Raw genomic sequence first — 21,152 nt, forward strand, 5'->3', positions numbered from 1 at the left:
GTTTGGGGTTTCTCTGTCTCTATTTTATTTTTGAGGAATAAAACACTATTTTAATTGCTGATAAAGCAATGAACCCGCCGCAGCTCCCGCAACATCGTAAGCAAAATCATGCCAGCTCCAGCCAGTACCTTCTGGACGACTATCATAAAGCTCTTTTGCTGCACCTAAACTAATCGAAAACGAGAGCCCAATTAATAATCCTTCTCTATGACCATAATTTTGATGATCTGCATACGCATTTGCGCCCGCTGAAGCAACCATAGAAAATAAAAAATGTTGAGCTTTATCTTTGCCTTGCCAATTATCATTGGCAAAATGAAATGACTGGCAACCCGTTAAAGTCATTATTGATAATAAAATGATCAGAGAACCACATTTAAGCCTTAGTTTCATAAAAAATAAAAGCCTTTTCACTGATAAAAATATTTTAATATAAATGCTTATTAAGTATAGAAGATAATTTTAGAAAACAAAAAAGCCTTACTGATATTTAAGTAAGGCTTTAAGACGGGAAGCGTTAGCGTTTAAAGTATACGGCTAATTAATCTATCAACACGAATACGTCGTAATCGTTTGATTAATTTCTTCACTTTTAGAGGATAAAGTTTAATATTTTCTAGATCTTGGTAATGTTTTACGACAATAGTATGTTGGCGAATACAGGCTAACTCATTGTGTCGTTGCTCATGTAATTCATGTTTAGGATCATGAATTAATATGGCATTTTCTAAATCTAATCCCCATGCACGCGGATTAAGATTATTACCAGTAATTAATTGCCAGCTATCATCAACCCACATGCCTTTTAGGTGATAGGTATTATCGTTATCTTTCCAAAGTCTTACTGTTAATTGGTCATTATCAATAAAGCGTTGGAAACGTTGGGTAAATTTACGCAGATTGATCTCATAGAGATAAGGTAGAGCACCAATAATTTTAAATGGCTCTTCTGGTGGAATATAGAAGTCATTTGCAGTTTTATCACCAATAATAATTTCGACTTGCTTGCCATTTCTTAATAAATGACTGATTTGACGTACAAGGATCGCAGGTAAATTAAAATAAGGTGTACAAATAACAAGCTTTTCTTCAGTAGAAGCCATAAGGTGAGAAATTGTCTTATTTAAGATATTTTTCTTACCTAAACCCATTAAAGGTGTTACTGCCAGCTCGTTGTTAGACGCATTGGCTTTAATATCATAGCCATCACGAGTGCGTAAATTGAAACGAAATTGACGAATACAGTTTTTAATTTCGGCACAACGAACTCTATCTTTGATATCCAATCGTTGAATCGCTTCTGATTGCAAAAGATCAGTCACAATAAATTGCTTCATTGTGGAGGCTAATTCGCTATTTTGGATGATGTGATATCTGTCATAACGATATTTATCTAGTTTGTGCAAATAAACATTATTAATACTTGCGCCACTATAGATAACTGTATCATCAAAGATAAAGCCTTTAAGGTGTAATACACCTAATGCTTCACGAGTGTTTACGGGAATACCGTAAATAGGGATCTCGACATCAGGGTGTTGCTGTGCAACGTGGTAGTACCAATCTGCATTCGTTGCATCAGCAGAGACACCAATACGCCCACGTTGAGCACGGTGCCAGTCAACAATAACTGTAATGGATAATTCAGGACGTTGTTGTTTTGCGCTGTAAAGCGCATCAAGGATCTCTTCACCAGCCTCATCGTGCTCTAGGTAAAGAGCCGTAATAAAGATCTCTTTCTTTGCTTGAGCAATATATTTCAATAAGGTGCTGCGAAACGCGGACGTCTGATAAAGCGTTTCAACATCAGCAACTGACTGAGCTAATTTAGGCAGTTGTGCAAGGTGTTGTTGATGCTTAGCAAGTTTTAGTTTAGACAACATCACAGTGCTTAATTCTCTTGTTTATGATGGCAGATGGAGCCATCGTCCATGTAGATTTTCTTTAACCGATCTTCTGATCATAACATTAGTTATATGGGATGTACGCATAAAATCATCATATATAGCTAATTTATCAAAGGATGCGTGAACAATCACATAAAGAAACTTTCTCTTATGATTATAGCGTTGGGCTATCTTTTGATGTTCCAAGCTGCAAATCAAGATTGACTATTCCTTCATCAAATTGTACTTCAACAGAAAATCCCAGTTTTTTCGCTAAACTTATCATGTTGCGATTCTCAGGCATGGTTATCGCGGTCAAACGTTTAATGCCATGTTCTCTAGTATAGTTGATAAGTTTAGTCATAAGTTGATGACCTAAAGTATTTCCTTTTAAATCAGAACGCACAAGAATAGCAAATTCTGCATGCTGATTATCCGGATCTGCCATTGCACGGGCAACACCAATGATTTCAGGCCGATCTTCTGGATTTCGGATTGCAACAAAAGCCATTTCTCGATCGTAGTCAATTTGGGTCATATTCGCGAGATCGTCATGCGTAAACTCACTGATCTCACTAAAATAGCGATAATAAAGATCTTCTTTTGTTACTTGGTTTATAAAGGTTTTAAGTAACGGTTCATCTTCCGGCAAAATAGGGCGGATAAAGCAAGGATTGTTATCTCTTAGAAAGAAGGTTTCTTCTAATTCATTGGGATAAGGGCGAATAGAGAGCCTTTGATGAGGATCGCCTTGTAGAGGCGCTAACTCCATCGCGACATCGAGTAGTGTAAAATCATTACCTGAAGCCAGTAGAGGATGAATATCTAATCTGACAATTTGTGGACAATCTAAAAGTAAGTGAGAAACCTGCACCAAAAAATGGCTTAGACTTAATATATTTAGAGGCTGTAAAGCGCTTCTAGGCTGTATTTTTCCGCTTTTTATCGCATTAATAACTAGATAACGGGCAAGCGCCATATTAAGAGGTGGTAAAGCAACTGCAGCTTTAGTTTCTATTTGCCACTCAACTCCCCCTTCACCTAATACAATTAATGGACCAAAAATAGGATCTTGCTCTATTGCGACTCGTAGTTCTTGAGAGCCAGCTCTATTCGCCATACTTTGCACCAATAATCCCTGAATTTGTGCTTGAGGGTAGAGTTCTGTAACACGCTCTATAATAGCATGAGCTGCTGATGATACTTCTGTACTGTCTCGAAGATAAAGCATAACACCTTGTACTTCGGACTTATGAGGGATATCAGGAGAACGCAACTTCAGCGCAACAGGATAACCAATCTTTTCAGCAATATTGACAGCTTCTTGTGCATTATGGGCAATCCAAGTAGGAAGAGTATTAAAGCCGTAAGCTTCCATAATTGGCTGAACTTGGTGTGTGTCTAATCGATATTGCTTATTTTTTAATGCCTCTTCAATGCAACGATGTGCTTGTTGCGTATTCATTTTGACATCTAAAGGTAATGCCGGTGTCTCTTTTAACTGCTTCTGGTTACGGCGATATTCCACCATATGCATAAATGCAGTGACGGCACCTTCAGGTGTTCGATAGGTTGGAATTCCTGCTTCACTAAATAATTTGCGTGATTGCTGAGAGGAATACTCTCCGCCCCAGTTAGTGAAAACGGTAAGCCATTTACGTCGAGGGTGTTTATTGATGGCTTCTATGACTCGTTGCGCAGTTTCAATGCTAGGAGCAATGGCACTTGGTGTGTGAATAAGGAGTAAAGCATCATGATCATGGCTATCTAACAAACAATTCAATGCCAAAATATAACGTTCAACCGTTGTATCATCACCTAAGTTTAGCGGGTTGCGAATGGCATTTTCTTCTTGAATAACACTTTGTAGTTTTTGTTTTGTTTCATCTGTAAGTTGTGCGAGCTTTCCTGAATGCAAAAATAGCTCATCAACTGCCATTGCAGCAGGTGCAGAGCCATTACTCATAATCATTAATCTTTCGCCTTTTAAAGGCGTCATATAGCTAAGTGTTTCAACGGCAGAAAACATCTCATGGGTATCTTGTACTCGTAATAAACCCGCACGTTGAAAAGCGGCATCATAAGCCACGTCATAACTCGGTGTATCGCCCAATAACAGTTGAGCTTTTTGAGTACGACCACTTTTTATCACCAGAATGGGTTTATTACGCGAAGCACTACGAGATGCTGACATAAATCGTCGTGCATCTTTTATATGTTCGAGATGCAATAAAATAGCACTGGTTTTACTGTCCCTTGCTAGAAAATCTAATAAATCATCGACTTGGATATCTTGATTATCACCTAGCGCAATAAAATAGGAAAAGCCGATATTACGATAATAAGCCCAATCTAAAATCGTGTTGGCGACAGCCGCTGATTGCGAAATAAAAGCTAACTTTCCTTTTTTAACGGGAAGAGGTGAAAAGCTGGCATTTAAACCTTGCCACGGTGCTAAAAGCCCCAAACTATTTGGGCCAAGTAAACGGATATGATATTGCTGACAAAGTAATTTTATTGGCTGAAATTGTTCAGGTTGTGCAGAAAGCACAATCACGGCTTTGCAACCAGATCCACCTAATTGTTTTAGTAGCTCAAGGTTGCGACGATGATGTGTACAAATAATCGCGAGATCAGGAACTTGAGGCAATTTATCAATAGAAGGATAAGTGAAAACACCAGAGACAGAACCACGAGAAGGATTAATCGGAAACACTGGGCCATTAAATCCACCACTGAGCAAATTTTTCATCATGGTGGTTCCTGCTCGACCTAATTTTTCAGAGGCACCGATCACCGCAATAGATTTAGGACGTAATAGTGCTTCAAGACCTCGTTGGCTCATATCCACTCCAGAGTTTCATTATCAACTGCTATTCAATGTAGCTGATTTGATCTTCTTTTGCCTGACTCCGGTCTGGTTTTCCAAGTAAATATTGTTGACGAAAGTAACTAAAATGAGAAAAAAGTTGTTGTGAGGCTTGAATATCGCCGACATTCTCTAAAATAGAAGCTGCAACTTCTGCTGTACAATGTTGATCTTCCCTTGCTGCTTGGCGAAGTATGTACTCACATTTACTTGCCTCATTTAAAGAAAAGAGGGGTAATGAATTGAGATAAGGGCTTTTGCGAAACATTTTGCGTGCTTCACTCCAAGTGCCATCAAGGAGAATAAACAAAGGTGGTTTGCTATTTGCAGGGAGTTGGTTGTATACAACACGTTCATTTGGCGCATAGCTTTCAGGGAAGACAACATAAGCTTGCCGATCTGGTGTATTGATTAGATCAAGCAAGGCCTGTTCTGGAGCGGTTCGGGACCATAAAAAAGCCTGCGTGTTTGGCAATACGTCGGCAATTAATTTCCCCGTATTACTTGGCTTCATCACTTCGGTGTCATACATCAATAAACAAAATTGGCTTTTTGCAGGTTGATTGACAATCGTGTCACAAAGACATTGTTTTTCAGGTAATAAGCAAAAAGAGCAACGTTTGGTACGAAAACCTCGTGCTTTAAAAGGGCGAGTCGAAATCGAAAGTCGATATTGACGAAGTCGAGAGACTGCATTGTCACGCATAACAGATTGACCAATACTCATAAAAAAGAATCGAATATTATCATGTTCAAAACAAACAAACTATTCAGTCTGTTTTTATCATAAAAATCATACTGATATATTGGTTATGCATGAGATGGAGTTAATTATCAATTGATCCTGATTAGTTTATCGATTCCTGTGCGTGATTCTCTCGGTGACAGTTGCTAAACTATCATGTAATCTGCGCCCCTATTGCAGTTGGAGAGACAAATGAACGATTCTTATGAAGGTAAAAACGGCAAGGTAAAAGTAATGTATGTCCGTAGTGAGGACAATGCCGATAATAAACCTAAAAAACCATCCCGCCGTCCTGAAAATGGTCGTGGTGATAGCCGTGATAACAAACGCGGTGATAACCGTGACGACAAAAATCGTGATAATAGACGTGGTGATAACCGCGACGATAAAAATCGCGATAACAGACGTGGTGATAACAAATTTTCTCGTCGTGATGACCGCGGTGCAGGTAAGCCTTCAGGGCGTGGCGCATCACGTAATGAATCAAAACCTTCTCGCGATAGCGAAGGCGGAAGTTTTTCTCCATGGAAAACAGTTTCTCGCCCTGCTGGCGAAGAGGCAATTAAAGAGCACGATGGCATTACTGGTAAGAGCCAAATCGATCCTGAACAGTTGCGCCGCCAACGTTTAGAAGAAACGCGCATTTATGGTGAAAATGCGTGTCAGGCTATGTTTAAAAATCGTCCTGATGCTATTGTTCGTGCTTGGTTTTTACAAGATGTGACACCACGTTTTCGTGATGCACTAAAATGGATGGCTGCAAATCGTAAAGCCTATCATGTTGTTGAAGAAGAAGAGATGGTCAAAGCGGCTCGTACCGATCACCATGGTGGCGTATGCTTCTTAATTAAAAAACGTGTTGGTCATGATGCAGAAACCTATTTGAAAGATGCACCTGAACATGATTGCGTTTTAGCACTTGAAGATGTGGGAAATCCACATAACGTCGGTGCAATTATGCGTAGTTGTGCGCACTTTGGTGTGAAAGGGGTTATCTCTCCTGATTCCGCTGTATTAGAATCTGGTGCTGCTGTTCGTACCGCAGAAGGTGGTGCTGAATATATCCAAGGTATTGATGCTGATAACTTTGCTCAAACTTTAGATAAATTTAAAAAAGCGGGTTATACGCTGGTGGCAACATCAAGCCATAAAGGCAGTGTGCCATTATCAAAAGCACAATTACCAGCGAAAATGGTACTGATCTTAGGTCAAGAGAAAGATGGCTTAAGTGAAAGCACATTAAATCAAGGTGATATGAGCATTTACATCGGTGGTACTGGGCACGTTGAAAGTTTAAACGTTTCAGTGGCTTCTGGTGTGTTATTAGCAGAATGGTGGCGTCAGCACCAAGGCTAATCGCTTTATTGCTTTAAAGAATAAAAAATCCCGCTTAATCATTATGATTTTTAAGCGGGATTTTTATTTATAAGATCTACGCTAATAGCATTATTTTCCTGGTGAGAATGGCGGTTTAGCAAACCAAACCACAATCATCATGATAAGAAAAATACCTGCTGCTAACCAAAAAATTTCATTGGCTGAAATAATCAATCCCTGTTCTGTAATAGTCTTAGCTAAATACGCTGACGCTTGTTCATTTGAAAGACCCAGATCATTCATTTGTTGGTACGCCATTTGCGAATCTGGATCGAGTGGATTAATTTTTTCTACAAAGGTTTCATGGTGAAGTGATTCTCTTTGTGTCCAAATTGTTGTGGTTAACGATGCGCCAATTGCCCCTGCCAATGTTCTTAAGAAGTTCGAAAGACTTGACGCTGATGCCATTTTTTCTGGTGGTAACCCAGATAATGTCATTGTCGTTAATGGCATAAAGAAACACGCAACTGCTAAACCTTGCCAGAATTGTGGCCATGCCACAGTGGCAAAGTCCATTCCTGGTTCGAAGGTATAAGCTCGCCAATAAAAACACACAGAAAACATAATAAAGCTAAAGCTGATGATATAACGTAAATCCACTTTACCACCAAACTTACCTATAATTGGTGTGATAATTAAAGGCAATAAACCTACGGATGCTGATGCTAATCCAGCCCATGTTGCTGTATAGCCAAAGACTTCTTGTAAAAGTAGTGGCAGTAAAACAATAGTACCAAAATAGATCATATAGGCGAGGCTGAGTGTGACGCAACCAATGGTAAAGTTTCGACTCTTAAAGAGTGAAAGATCTATCACTGGATGATCGTCTGTTAACTCCCAAACAATTAAGAAGCTAAGTGCGACCACCGCCACAATAGTGAGGACTATAATTTCTGTTGAATTAAACCAATCGAGCTCTTTACCCTGATCAAGCATGATTTGCAAAGCACCTATACCCACGACGAGTAAAACAAGGCCAATGGTATCTATTGGTTTAATTTCAGTTTTTGTTTCGCGCCCAGATAAGGTGTTTGATATACACATAATAATCAACACACCAAATGGAACGTTAATAAAGAATATCCATCCCCAATGATAGTTATCGCTGATGTAACCACCTAAGATAGGGCCTAAAATCGGTGCAACAACAATAGTCACTGACCATAGTGCAAGCGCCATATTTCGTTTTGCTGGTGGATAGTTATTCAATAACAAACTTTGTGACAAAGGAATAAGTGGTCCAGCTACTAAACCTTGAAGCACACGAAAGAAAATAAGCATTTCAAGACTTTGCGAAATACCACAAAGCCAAGAGGTTAACGCAAAAAGTGCCGTTGACCACATAAAGAGTCGAACTTCACCAATACGTTTTGCTAACCAACCTGTAATTGGGATAGAAATAGCATTCGCCACACCAAAAGAGGTAATAACCCAAGTCCCCTGTGAGTTAGAGGCACCTAAGTTTCCTGCAATAGTTGGAATGGCTACGTTAGCGATTGTAGAATCGAGAACTTGCATAAAGGTTGCCAACGCAAGGGCGATGGTCATTAAAGCAAGTTTTCCTCCTTGTAATGGCTCTTTGAACACCTTTACACCTCGCCTTTATTGTCCTGCATTTTGTTCAATGATTTCATTGATCAGTTTATTAATCTCTGACATATCAATGGTTAAAGCATCAGTATGGTAAGCAGGTGTTTGGCGTTCGCTGTGTGATAATACTTTTCCATCAAGGTTAATCGTATCGACAGTCACTTCAGAAGAAAGACCAATACGTAATGGTTTTTCTGCTAATTCTTTTTCATCTAATGAAATACGAACGGGTAAACGTTGAACGACTTTTATCCAGTTACCACTGGCATTTTGCGCAGGTAATAATGAGAAAGCACTCCCTGTTCCCATATCTAAACCTAATACCGTACCGTGATAAATAACTTTTTTGCCGTAAAAATCTGTTGTGATTTTTGCTGGTTGGCCAATACGCATATTGGCGAGCTGGGTTTCTTTAAAATTGGCATCAATCCACATACCCGTTACAGGAACAACGGCCATTAACGGTTTACCTGGTGAGACTTGTGCGCCAACTTGAACGCTACGACGTGAAACATAGCCATCTGTTGGGCTTAAAATTTTAGTACGTTCTAAGGCAAGCCATGCATTACGAACATCAGTTGATGCTTGTAAAACAGAGGGTTGTTTTGCAATTGGTGTATTTAATATAATTGCCTGGTTAGCATTATATTGCTCTCTTGCAACTTCTAAAGCCGCTCTTGCAGTAGAAACAGCTTCTCTGGCGTGTTGAAGTTCTTCTTTACCAATAACATTGCGTTCGCCTAAAACTTCACGGCGACGAAGATCATTCTGTAATTTAGTGAGCTCTGTTTCGCGTAAAACGATGTTTGCTTTTAATTGACGGCCGTTGATGATTTGCTGATGCATTTGGCGAACACTATTAGCTAATGCTGTTTTTGCTTTTTCTAATGCCAGTTTTTCATCACTTGAATCTAATAAAACTAAGGGTTCACCCGCTTTTACAAAATCAGTGTTATCCACATAAACGGTGGTAACAGAACCAGAAATCTGTGGCATCACCATGATTTGATTACCAGTCACATAAGCATTATCTGTCGTTTCATGATGTCTTAGCACCAAAAACCAATAAGCTGTGTAAGCTGCGCCAGCAACAATAAATAGGATGGTTAGCAACAGTAGAACATTTCGGCGAGTTCGTTTTTTATTGCGAATGGGAGCCTGAGGGGGGGTATTTTCCTCATTAACACTCATTTAGAAGATCTCCATAAAACCAGAAAAACATCATTAGATATGTTTCCAGTATTAAAACTGGAAACATAATTATAAAGTCAATCTTAGAATAATTATTAGCGTGAAGGTAAATTATAAATGCTAATGGGTAAGTATGTTTGCCGATTTATGGCGTAAATAGGATTAGATCAATAAAACTATTTATTATGCTACTTATTCACAACCTTTTTCAGCCAAAGTATCTAATTGTAATAATAACTTACGCATTAGCGTTTCAAGCTGTCTTTGTTCGGATTGATCTAATACAGACCAGATTTGTTTTAAACACTGATGCTGCGGTGGTAATAAGCTATTTAAAAACTCTTCACCTGCATCAGTTAAATGGAGATGTAAACAACGGCGGTCATTATGACTTTCACGACGTTCAATCCAACCTTGCTTTTCAAGTTCATCAGCAATACGGGTTGCATTTGTTCTTGAAGAGCCCAAAGCTGCACTTAATTCTGATGGTTGAATACTACGATTTTCTGTCGTATCTAAAATCATTAGTGCCATAAATAATGTCTCGTTAATACCCTGAGACTTCAACATATTATTACGACTTTCAAGAAGTTTGCTTTGAACATGCATAGAAAGGCGAGTTAACAAAATTTCTTGATAAGGAATATCTTTGTTAAGCGATTTCTGTTGTGTAGCGCGAGTGTTTAGTAATTCTTCTGTTGGCGTAAATGAGCTTTCCATTTTTAGACACCTTGTTAGTTTCGAAAATTAGGATAATTTTGTTATCAACATGTTAAATGGTATATTAAACACACAATTTAGCAATTTTTATTATTTATAGTCACTATGTTTTTTTGATTATGTTACCTGATTCATAAATTTTCTGAATGATAACACAAAAAAAAGATAGGTACTTATCTCTTTGCAATAAGTTAATAAAATCAATTTATCACTTATCTGACAATGAATAGTAGTCTATTTGCGAAAAAAGGGATCATTTTTTACGATAAAACACGTAATAAATTTATTATCACTATCAATGGTTGGTATGTAGATAGTATCTAAATGAAATTATTTATACAGTGCTTTATTGGGTAGATTGATATAATTTTCTTAATAAAGAATGGGATGATGATATACATTAATAGTAATCACGCTGTTAAAACATTCACATTTTATTCTGATTAGTGGGGGGGTGAAGAAATAATATAACCCATCCTTGGGTCTAAAAATTATTCGGCGTGGATTATTGGATCATTTTTATAACCTAAAAACCAAACAATCAGACCGATAACACCAATGACTAATCCGGCGATAGAAACACCTGTCCATCCATATTGATGATAAGCATAACCTGATAGTAAAGATCCTAGCGCACCACCAATAAAATAACTTGTCATATAAGCGGCAGTCAGGCGGTTTCTAGCATCAGGTAAAATACGGTATATGGTGCTCTGATTGGTGACATGAACACCCTGAACAGCTAAGTCTAGCAGGACAACGCCAATAATAAAGCTGATGAGCCCAACCCAGTGATAATAAGGTGCAACAATGATAAAACCCCAAGAAAGAAAGAGGATGATTAATCCTACTGTGGTGGTTTTCTTGCCTTTTCCTTTATCTACTAATACACCCGCTTTACCCGCCATTAATGCACCTGCGGCACCTACAAGACCAAATAAACCAATCACAGCATCCGAGTAATTAAAAGGATCAGAAGCCAATAAAAAGGCCATTGAGGTCCACAATAAACCAAAGTGAGCAAAAATAAGCGCACCAACTAATGAGCGAGTTCTTAATACGGGAGTTGTTGCAAATAATTTGAAAATAGAACCTAGCAATTGGAAATAATTTAAGTTGGTTTCACTTTTATAAGTGGGTAAACAGCGCCATAAGGTGATGGCTAAAATCGCCAGAAAAATACTGGCTATCCAGAAAATACCCTGCCAATTAGTAAATGACGCCATTAACCCAGATGCGGTTCTCGCCAGTAAGATCCCGAGTAAAAGGCCACTCATAATCGTTCCGACAGCCTTTCCACGTTGATGTGGCGCGGCAAGCGTTGCAGCAAAAGGAACAAGAATTTGAGCTACAACGGAGAACATGCCTGAGAGTGCAGTTCCTATTAACATCACCCAAATATTAGATGCCATGGCGGTAATTAATAGGCCACTTGCTGAAATTAATGTCATGGTAATAATGAGTGAGCGACGTTCAAAAATATCGCCAAGAGGCACTAATAACATTAACCCTATGGCATAACTTAATTGTGCGGTGGTGACAATAAATCCAGCCAAAGTAGCAGATATGTGGAAATAGTTTGCGATTGAATCAAGTAGAGGTTGTGCATAGTAGTTACTGGCAACAACCATACCTGTGGCAACCGCCATAAGTAAAATAAGGCCTTTGCTTAGCGATGTTTGTGGTGCGGTGTTTTCCATAATACTCGTAACAAATCATTTGTAAGGTAAATGATAGTAACATGAGTCATTTTTTTGAGAAAAGAATTACTGTGATAGAGATGTTCAATTAATTTGATACAAAACCTTAGAATATATTTTTATAACATATTGTTTTATATAATAAATAAACATTGGGTTTTGCTTGTTAATAACTAAAAAGCGTAAAAAAGAGCATAGCCAAACACCATATCCATTGAATTGAAACGCCAATCACGGCAAAAGAAAATAGGCGTTTAGTCCCTAGCCAACGGGCTTCTATAGTCTGTTTTTGGGGACGCTTAGGAAATAATATAGAGAGACTTTCATCAAAACTAACATCGTCTTGATAACGATAAAGAGCTTGAAAAAAATGGCTATCAAGCCATAAACGAAAAAGATGATATTGAGTAAATAAAAATAAAAGAGAAGCAATAAAGAAAGCCAATTTATTGTGAAAATAAAGGCTAAATACAGGCAATGTGCTTATATAAGGTAACAGTGATAACAGCAGTAAGTAGCGCCAACTTTGAGTTAAAGACACAATGACTTTACCGCTAGTTTTTGTTGTCAGCATAGTTCCCTCGTTATCTATTTTGTTGGAAACGTGAATACCAAATTTGTAATGCCTCTTGTGTTTCTGAATTTAAGATCACTTGAGGGCGTGTTTGATACACCTGTTTTATTGCGTCTTCCAAAGTATCTACTGTGCCATTGTAAACGAGCCATGCAACCGCAATGGTGGCACTGCGTGAATAGCCTAATTTGCAATGAATATAAACAGTACCTACTTGGCTAAGTTGTTCCATAGACAACATGGCTTTGCTGATATCATCTGGAGATAATGGTAATAAATCGATTTGAGGTTGGGCTAAATAAAGCTGATTTTGGCTAAATTTGTTTCTTGGCCATTCACAGGTTAAATCAAAAACTGCATTCGCTTTTAATTTATAAAGTGGGCGTCCACCTAATAAAATACCTTCAGTTACTAAACTGGGTGTTTGGCAGCAAGTTAAATAATAGCGATAAGTACACCAAGCAAAAAAGCGATAAGGTAATAGGATTATCTGTGCAGAAAGGGGAATTTCACCCTGTGCATTTTTTTGAAAAATAGAAGCTCCTGCCCCTAAATAACCTAAAGTCACAAAAGTTAATGTGATTGCAGGCCAGAGAAAAAACCAAAAGAAACCTTGTAAACCAAAAGATAACAGGTAGAACACTATTGCGGATAACGCATAGTTTTTACCAATACGTAAACTGCGTTTGCTGCCAGTAAAATGCCATTTCCAACGTGAATTTATTGGCAATAAATAACAGATAAATACGCCAACACCAAAGCCTGTAATAATATCAATAAAGTGATGTTGCCATGTTGTCAGTACAGAAACAGCAATAAGCAATGACCATAAATTTAAAAACCATTGCCATGATTTAGGCGTATGTGCGCGAAAACGTAACCAAAGTATCCACAATAAGATAATGTGCAAAGAAGGAGCTTGATTATAAGGTAAATCAAAACCTTCTAATTGGGTAAATAACCAACCAGAAAATCCTTCTGTTGTTGGGCGAATAAAACTAAATTTTAAAGGAAATAATAAAAAACCAGCACAAGCAATAAGAGAGGCCACAATTAAACGTAGCCCATGTATAAATTGTTCTCTCAATGTTGTACAAATAATCAGTGAAATACCATAGGCAATATTCACACTCCAATAAGGAATGATTGTCCAAGGTAAAAAGGGAATCGCTTTTTCCCACGAATAAACAAAAGAAGGAACATCAGATAAAGTGGAAGTGTAAGTGTTAACTTGCATATAAGTTAAATAGAAAAATGGGGCAAGAAACAACAGCCATACAATACCAGCAAGCCAGATACTTTTTCTCGATGATGTTATTTGAGTGTGTTGGGTTCCACCCATACTAAAATTCCTTTCTTTGTTTATGTTTCTATTTTTACAACAACTTAAAACTATCGCTATATGTTGCCATATAGCGATAGCTCAGTTATTGATGGTGCATTCCGTTAGCGACGTTTTGCTATTGATACACTGAAAATACCCCAATGATCAATTTGTTGATCTAACTTCTCAAAACCAGCTTCATTAACTAAAGCATCCATTTCACCCTGACTACGGCAACGCATGATCCAAGGTTGTCCATTTTGGTGACTCGGTAATACACGCGCAATCATTTCAAGTTGGGGGTGCCAAGGTTGACAGGTATAAATTAATAAACCGCCACTTGGTATGGCTTGCGATAACCCTTTTAAAGACTCTTTTAACAGATGATTTTCAGGGAATAATTCATAGAGCCCGCTGACAATACCTAATGTTGGTGAAGGCGAAACAGTACTCAAGCTTTCTGCGTCAAAAGCGTTACCTTCTTCAAAACGCACTTTATCTTCTAAGTGACGTTCTTTAATCACCATTCTGCCTTGTTCAACGTTAATAGCGCTATAATCGCGCATTAAAATCGAATCGACCTTACCATAATCATTAACAGCATCAAAAAGATAGCGACCTTGTCCTGCGGCGATATCCATAATATGCACAGGCATATTATTTTGTATTAATTGGCGAATGGCATAACGAATTGTATTTTCAATATTAATTTTTCGTTGGCGAATGCCTTGCCAACCAATACTATTTAAATATTGTCTATCAACGACACGACCAAATAAGCCTTTTCCCTGCGGTTGATTACGATAGACATAATCCAGAGTTGATCCAGAATCAAAACCTTTATCGTAACCCAGAGCAACACCTTCAGATGCTTTACCTAAAGTGCTCATAGAACGGCTAAGTATTTTGTAATAAAGTCTTTTTGGACAATATGTAGGAAGAGGGGTTTGTAATGTGCGATAAACATCTGCACTATGGCTCCAAGTATCTTCATATTGGTAATCATGTTGATAAAGTGGTTGTGCAAATAATTTTTCAATAAAACTGCGCATTTTATTGATAGGGATAACTCTATCTTTCTCACCTAAGGTATCGTGGTAAAAGCCTGGTAGAACATGTTTTTCTTTAATTGATGTGTTTAAACGTTCATAGAAAAGATGTTGAGGCTTGGCGTGAACAACATGATCATTGCCTGAAATAAATAACTGTGTTGGTAAAGTAATCGCGTTTGCGTCTTCAACAACACGATCTGCTGTTTTATAAAGCTCTAATAAAATATTGACAGCAATAGGGCGAGTGATTAGTGAGTCTTGGTTAAAAGAGTCGATACGACTTTGGTCATGGGTTAGGTATTTCGCTTTCACATACGAATTAACATAAAAAAGCCCGCGAACTTTTTGCATTAAGGCAAGACCTGTACGTGCAAAAGGAACATATAATTTCACTTTAAATGCAGGAGAAGCTAGCACCATGCCACGAATTTTGGGAGCGTAATCGTGTACCCAACCAGTAACTAAAACGGCACCTACACTTTGACCAACAACCAGAATATTCTCCATTGGAATATTATAGTTAGAAGAAACGTAATGAACGAATTCGTCTATATCTTTTATTGATGTTCCCATTGATGGGCTATAACCGCGAGCACCTTCATTTTTACCATGCCCACGAGCATCCCAAGCAAACATTGAAAAATCAGGAAGATCTAGCTCATCAACGAGATGAGCAACACGGCCTGAGTGCTCATGTCCTCGGTGAAATAAAATAATTGCTTTTGGCTCAGTGGTAATTTGAGCAGGCCAATGACGATAATACAACGGTGTCTTATCGCTGGTGGTAAATTCAGACTCAATCATATTCCTTTGAGTTTGATATTGCGGCTGTTGATTCATAACGATGTATCCTTATCTTTATCTGTCATCGTTGCTTCTTTTAGTGCGCGATGAATTCGGTGATAACAAGTCAACAAAAGTAATAAATTAATAATAATAAAAAGATAATGTGTGCTTTCTGATAATGTCAGTGAGGGGAATAATCCGATAAAAAACGCAATAGCACCAAAAATAAAAGCTCTATCACTTTTTCCCATCGGGCCATCATAACGACGAGAAGCATTAATAGTTTGGGCTAGAACGCCTAAGAACTCAGTCATTATCATTAAAAAAAGTGTCAGCATGATCCACCAGTAGGCTTGTGGAAAAATAAAAGCAAAAGGTAGATAGAGTGCAATGTCTGAAATAACATCACTGGCTTCGTTTAATATCGCCCCAAGCGCACTTTTTTGATTATGTTCTCGTGCAAGCATGCCATCTATGGCATTAAGCGCCATACGAAAAAAGAGGACAAAAGGGAGTAATAAAAATAAACGAGGGGAAGGATAAAGTAAAAGTAACCCACCAACGGCAATGGATAACAGTAAAGCAGAGAGCGTGACCTGATTTGCGGTGATCCCTTTTGTGAATAACTGTTCTACATAAGGGCGCAATAGAGATTGAAATTTGGGTTTTAGGTCATAAATTGTCATGACGCATCCTTGTGTTCAAAAGTGCGTATATTGCCTCAAAATTATTATTTTATTATTAGCTGATTTTTATCCCATTGAATATCTTTATTTCAATGGTTTAATTTATTTAAGATTTAAACATAAAACTAATATTTGAAATTTACTTGAATTAATAATTATTTAGCGCCTTAAAAAAGGGAAAATAAGATACGCATAATTGTAATTATCAGACTGTTCCGTGTCTGTTTTATTCTTTTTATTTTAAGAATGATTAAATTTTCTTTAGTAATATATTCGTAATTATAATTAGAGAATTAAATGAGAGGAATGAAATAAGGAATATCAAATACCTTATAGTAACTAATGAAATTAGTTTAATTTATTAAAAATATCATTTTAGATAAAATTTAAATCTAACAGGAGTGTATCAATAGAGTAGTTATCTGTATTGAGTGATAAATGCAAAAAAACTAGATAATGATAATTATTATCATTATCATAATTAGCGCTGTTAGTTACAGCTCTAACCATCTATCAAACTAATAACCATACAAAAAGATACTACTATTATGATCCATTTCTTAGCAAAAAATGATGCTTATCGTCAGGGAATTGGGATATTTTCATTTTCGTCATCAGCGATTGCATTATTATTGACTTCACTCACTTCGTTAAATAGCTATGCAACTGAAAGTGTAAAACCAGAAATAACGACATCCACAAAGTCGGAGAGTCCTGTACAACCAAAATCGAGTGAAAAGATTATTCTTGAACCTATCTATGTATCAGGTGAGCTCAATTCGAGTGTTGATGCAGGAAGTACCGTTCTGACATTAAAAGATATTGACAGAATTCAGCCTAATAATATTGCAGAGCTGGTGGATAAATTACCCGGAATTTCATCATCGGGTTCACCCAGACCAGGCGGTCAAACATTAAATATCTGGGGGATGGGTAATCCTGAAGATATTAAAATCACCCTTGATGGTACACCTAAAACCTTTGAGAAATATCGTCAAGGTTCAATTTTTATTGATCCTGAATTAATACGTCGTATTGATGTTGATAAAGGGCCTCATAATATTACTCAAGGAAATGGCGGATTTGGTGGTTCGGTGAGAATTGAAACCAAAGATCCCGATGACTTATTATTACCCGATCAGAATATTGGGATGTTTTTAAAATACGGACATCATACTAACGACAGACAAAATCGTTATAGTGGTGCGGTATATGGCAAATTACTTGATGGTCAAGCTGACGGATTATTCTATTTCAACCGCCGTGAAAGTGATGATCTGCGACGCCCGGATGGGACTAAATTTGGCTATTCACAGTCAGACCAAGATTCTTTTTTAATTAAAACGAATATCTATTTAACTGAAGCACAAACATTAACGTTATCAGCATCACGATCAGAAAGTGATGGTTGGACACCTTGGGCGGCTAAACGGGATGAATTAGCTAAACCTAGCCAAGCTGAAGTGGATAAATATGGCTTTGATGCGGCGATGAAACGTAAATTAGTTTATCGTGATCAAAAAGATGACACCTTCAGTGTGAAATGGAATATTCAGCCAGTTGATTCTGATCTAATTAATTTAACGCTTACCTACGGTTATTCAAAAACTAAGCAAAACGATAGTCGCCCAGAGACAGCAAGCTCCTATTTTAGCAGCAGCATGGGAAATCAAAGTTGGGTAGATTATCGAAATCATCAAATTGAAATTAAAAATGAAAGCACTATTATGCAAGGTGCTTTAGAGCATAAAGTATTAGTGGGAACACGTTGGCATCGTAATGATCGTGATGTCTTAATGTTTACTCGTGATAAAGCTAAGAATCCAAATTATAACTATGGATATTATGCGCCTCCTTATATGCCAGAAGGTACGCAAACGACAACCAGTTTCTATCTTCAAGATTCGATGAGTTATAGAAACCTGACGATAACACCAGGCGTTCGCTACGATATCGTTAAAAATCAAGGTAAAGGAAGCCGAGCTATCACTTATCAAGATCCTGATCCCTATTATGGCCATGATTATTCGGATGTGACTTATAGCGGGGCAACGCCTCACTTAGGTTTATTATGGAAAATGAATCAGAATTTCAGATTCTTTGGTGATCTAACCTACACATGGCGAGCGCCATTGATTGATGAGCAGTATGAAGTTCAAGGAAGTGTTTCTAGCTTAACGGGAACAAGTCGCCACCTAGATAAAGAAACAGTAAGAGCTGCACGAATTGGTGCAATTGCAGACTTTGAAAGTGTTATTCAGCAAGAAGACCAACTGCAATTAAGAACAACACTGTTTGATACTCGTGGCAAAGACGAAATCTTCCGCCGCCGTGGTGTCTATTGTGAAAGCCAAAAAGTGGATGGGCATAATGGAAATTGTCCGCCTTCAATAGGTAATTACCGTAATTTACCGGGTTACCATATTCAAGGGTTGGAAATTGAAGCCTTTTATAATAGCCCTAATGTATTCGGTCGTTTAGCGTATTCAACAATGAAAGGAAAACGTGACCAATCACCGCGTGATCCGTGGTTTGGTCAAAAAACATGGATTGCAGAGATCCAGCCTGACGCTTTACATGCCACCCTTGGCGTAAAAGTACCAAGTATTAATGTCAATATGGGATGGACGGGCGATTTTATTGGCGCTCAACGCCGCTCGCCAATAGATGCTGATCCTGATGCTGGCTATTGGTCATTACCAAAAAGTAAAGGTTATGCAATCCACGGTTTATTTGTGAATTGGGAACCTTCTTTTATAGATAATACTGAGGTTCGTTTTACGGTCGCAAATTTATTTAACCGTGATTATTACCCTTATTTAGGTGAATCAGTTTCAGGTGTAGGACGTGATTATCGATTTACTGTGGTAAAACGTTTCTAATATTACTGAAAATAAAAACTGCGGCCTTTGGTCGCTTAAATAAACCCCATAGATATTATGGGGTTTATTGTCATTTAGAATTCAATACTCAAGATATTGAATTAATAACCGTGTGATGCAGAAGTTGCAATCATTGCCATCATGGTAGTGAAGAAGAAAATAAAGAAAAGAACAGCCATAATGATACTAATAATAAAGTAAATAAAGCCCGCTCTGTTCCATGTTTCTTGCACTTTCATAAAGGTTTCAACAGAATCGTAATCACCACTTTTCCAAGCCCATTCATTCCCTTTAATACCACAGACAAAGATCCAAACAAGATTAAGTAAAGGAACAAGTACTAATAATGGAAGATAGGATTTATTACCGAAACCCCAAATAATATTAAACATGAAAGCACCCCAGTTCCAACGTTTAATTTCTTCAGGTACTGGTTTGTTAGTGTAAGACACAGTTTATTCCTTATTTAAAATAATAAATATAAAAATGAAAATGCCAACTGGAGAAAGGAATAATCATAATTGAATAAACGAGAGAATGAAAGACAGGTATATCTTTACCATTAATAAAAAGAATAATCTTAATAATAAAGTTGTATTAAGATCTTTTAATTTTTATATAAACTCGTTTTGCCTAATTACATGTAATTTTAGTTTTTTATAAATGAAAACAGGCCACAATAATGTGACCTGTTTTGTGATAATCTTAATTTAAGATTATTTATTGATTACTTTGCAGCAGCCTGAGCTTGTTCAATCCAACCATCAAAGGTTTTTTGATGTGCTTTGATCCATGCATTAGCATGACGTTCAATATCTGCTTGTGATTTTTGACCATTATGCATACGCAAGTTTTGCGCATTAATATCGGCAACAGACACTTTCATGACTTCAAAGAGTTTTGCCGCAGCGGGATTTTCTTCAGCCCATTTTTTATTTGCTGCAATATGCATAGTACTTGGTGGAAAGCCGTAGTTTTTACCATTTGCTAATGTGGTATCGGTTTTATCATCACCTGGTAACGAAGAGAAAGGGACTTGTAACCAAACAACATCTTTACCCGGTTTTAATACATCACTTATCCAGTAAGGCGTCCATGTGTAATAAAAAATGGGTTTGCCTTCTTTATAGCGAGTAATGGTATCTGCCATCATTGCCGCGTAATTGCCTTGGTTATGTGTAACAGATTTTTCTAATCCATAAGCTTTTAAGTGGTTGTTGATCGCTTCTTCACAACCCCATCCCGGATTACAACCTGTTAAATCAGCTTTGCCATCACCATTGGCATCAAATAATTTGGCAATTTTAGGATCTTTTAATTGCTCAATATTCGTAATGTTATATTTCTCTGCTGTTTTTTTATCAATCAAGTAACCTTGAGCTGCATTAACGACATAATCCCCTTTACGATAAAAGGTATTATCACCTCCTGCCGCTGCATATTGTGAATTATGAAGAGGAACCCAACTGACTGCCATAAAAGTTGCATCACCATTGGCGATAGAGGAATAAGCAACGTTATAGTCAACTTCTTTAATTGGCTGAACAGTGTAACCTAATTGTTCTAGTGCTTTATTGACGATTAACGTTTGAAAGGTTTCTTCAGAAATCGTACTTTGCACGGGTTGAACCGAAATCCCTTTTCCAGGCAAATCAGCAGCGGATAACTGGGTGCTTATCAGTGTGGCGGACAATACTGTTGCCCAGATAACTGGATTACGCATAGTTTTTCCTTCTGTTGTGATGGTAAGAGATAAATAGCGACAGCGAA

At 37.6% G+C, this 21,152-nt stretch carries 16 protein-coding genes; 2 read left to right on the forward strand and 14 right to left on the reverse strand.

Annotation, left to right across the window (positions count from 1 at the left end):
• Positions 1 to 45: 45 nt before the first annotated feature.
• The 4 genes from ACNART_RS06085 to ACNART_RS06100 all read right to left on the reverse strand — a co-directional run bounded on the left by ACNART_RS06085 (position 46) and on the right by ACNART_RS06100 (position 5,461).
• Positions 46 to 393, reverse strand: coding sequence for a YfiM family lipoprotein (locus tag ACNART_RS06085; RefSeq protein WP_198620366.1), 348 nt, complete (start codon positions 391 to 393; stop codon positions 46 to 48).
• A gap of 131 nt (positions 394 to 524) precedes the next feature.
• Positions 525 to 1,883 carry a CDP-diacylglycerol--serine O-phosphatidyltransferase gene (gene pssA / locus ACNART_RS06090; RefSeq protein ID WP_198626177.1) on the reverse strand — a complete coding sequence of 453 codons (1,359 nt, stop codon included), beginning with the start codon at positions 1,881 to 1,883 and terminating at the stop codon, positions 525 to 527.
• Positions 1,884 to 2,061: 178 nt separating this feature from the next.
• Entirely contained in the window at positions 2,062 to 4,731 is a 2,670-nt protein-coding gene (locus tag ACNART_RS06095; RefSeq protein WP_160230056.1) for a bifunctional acetate--CoA ligase family protein/GNAT family N-acetyltransferase, read from the reverse strand.
• A gap of 28 nt (positions 4,732 to 4,759) precedes the next feature.
• Complete coding sequence (locus ACNART_RS06100; protein WP_368927252.1) at positions 4,760 to 5,461, reverse strand: tRNA-uridine aminocarboxypropyltransferase; 702 nt, start codon at positions 5,459 to 5,461, stop codon at positions 4,760 to 4,762.
• A gap of 231 nt (positions 5,462 to 5,692) precedes the next feature.
• On the opposite strand from ACNART_RS06100, the gene ACNART_RS06105 reads away from it, so the two are divergent.
• Positions 5,693 to 6,856 carry a tRNA/rRNA methyltransferase gene (locus tag ACNART_RS06105; protein WP_100159391.1) on the forward strand — a complete coding sequence of 388 codons (1,164 nt, stop codon included), beginning with the start codon at positions 5,693 to 5,695 and terminating at the stop codon, positions 6,854 to 6,856.
• A gap of 90 nt (positions 6,857 to 6,946) precedes the next feature.
• Here ACNART_RS06105 and emrB read toward each other — a convergent pair whose 3' ends face one another.
• From emrB to ACNART_RS06145, 8 genes are all read right to left on the reverse strand, one after another.
• Positions 6,947 to 8,464 carry a multidrug efflux MFS transporter permease subunit EmrB gene (gene emrB / locus ACNART_RS06110; RefSeq protein WP_368927242.1) on the reverse strand — a complete coding sequence of 506 codons (1,518 nt, stop codon included), beginning with the start codon at positions 8,462 to 8,464 and terminating at the stop codon, positions 6,947 to 6,949.
• Between the two features lie 15 nt (positions 8,465 to 8,479).
• Complete coding sequence (gene emrA, locus ACNART_RS06115) at positions 8,480 to 9,658, reverse strand: multidrug efflux MFS transporter periplasmic adaptor subunit EmrA (RefSeq protein ID WP_109374059.1); 1,179 nt, start codon at positions 9,656 to 9,658, stop codon at positions 8,480 to 8,482.
• Positions 9,659 to 9,850: 192 nt separating this feature from the next.
• A complete protein-coding gene (mprA, locus tag ACNART_RS06120) occupies positions 9,851 to 10,378 on the reverse strand; it encodes a transcriptional repressor MprA (RefSeq protein WP_023581117.1) in 528 nt (175 codons plus the stop codon).
• 491 nt (positions 10,379 to 10,869) lie between these two features.
• Positions 10,870 to 12,078 carry an MFS transporter gene (locus ACNART_RS06125; RefSeq protein WP_198620369.1) on the reverse strand — a complete coding sequence of 403 codons (1,209 nt, stop codon included), beginning with the start codon at positions 12,076 to 12,078 and terminating at the stop codon, positions 10,870 to 10,872.
• A gap of 166 nt (positions 12,079 to 12,244) precedes the next feature.
• Positions 12,245 to 12,652 carry a hypothetical protein gene (locus tag ACNART_RS06130; RefSeq protein ID WP_349443406.1) on the reverse strand — a complete coding sequence of 136 codons (408 nt, stop codon included), beginning with the start codon at positions 12,650 to 12,652 and terminating at the stop codon, positions 12,245 to 12,247.
• Positions 12,653 to 12,662: 10 nt separating this feature from the next.
• Positions 12,663 to 13,994 carry a phosphatase PAP2/dual specificity phosphatase family protein gene (locus tag ACNART_RS06135; RefSeq protein ID WP_368927237.1) on the reverse strand — a complete coding sequence of 444 codons (1,332 nt, stop codon included), beginning with the start codon at positions 13,992 to 13,994 and terminating at the stop codon, positions 12,663 to 12,665.
• A 104-nt stretch (positions 13,995 to 14,098) separates the two neighbouring features.
• Positions 14,099 to 15,868, reverse strand: a complete 1,770-nt coding sequence (locus tag ACNART_RS06140) for a bifunctional alpha/beta hydrolase/class I SAM-dependent methyltransferase (protein WP_198626101.1) — start codon at positions 15,866 to 15,868, stop codon at positions 14,099 to 14,101.
• Complete coding sequence (locus ACNART_RS06145; RefSeq protein WP_198620373.1) at positions 15,865 to 16,500, reverse strand: CDP-alcohol phosphatidyltransferase family protein; 636 nt, start codon at positions 16,498 to 16,500, stop codon at positions 15,865 to 15,867. The genes ACNART_RS06140 and ACNART_RS06145 overlap by 4 nt, the downstream gene beginning before the upstream one ends.
• A gap of 548 nt (positions 16,501 to 17,048) precedes the next feature.
• On the opposite strand from ACNART_RS06145, the gene ACNART_RS06150 reads away from it, so the two are divergent.
• Positions 17,049 to 19,382, forward strand: coding sequence for a TonB-dependent hemoglobin/transferrin/lactoferrin family receptor (locus ACNART_RS06150; RefSeq protein ID WP_368927233.1), 2,334 nt, complete (start codon positions 17,049 to 17,051; stop codon positions 19,380 to 19,382).
• Positions 19,383 to 19,483: 101 nt separating this feature from the next.
• Here the strand turns inward: ACNART_RS06150 and ACNART_RS06155 are convergent, their stop codons facing one another.
• Together ACNART_RS06155 and proX are read right to left on the reverse strand one after the other, a co-directional pair.
• On the reverse strand, positions 19,484 to 19,834 hold the full coding sequence (locus tag ACNART_RS06155; protein WP_198620374.1) for a ribonuclease G: 351 nt from the start codon (positions 19,832 to 19,834) through the stop codon (positions 19,484 to 19,486).
• A 275-nt stretch (positions 19,835 to 20,109) separates the two neighbouring features.
• Entirely contained in the window at positions 20,110 to 21,105 is a 996-nt protein-coding gene (gene proX, locus ACNART_RS06160) for a glycine betaine/L-proline ABC transporter substrate-binding protein ProX (RefSeq protein WP_075671542.1), read from the reverse strand.
• Between the last annotated feature and the right edge of the window lie 47 nt (positions 21,106 to 21,152).

This window comes from Proteus sp. LHD240705, assembly GCF_047921555.1.
In the GTDB taxonomy this organism is placed as follows: domain Bacteria; phylum Pseudomonadota; class Gammaproteobacteria; order Enterobacterales; family Enterobacteriaceae; genus Proteus.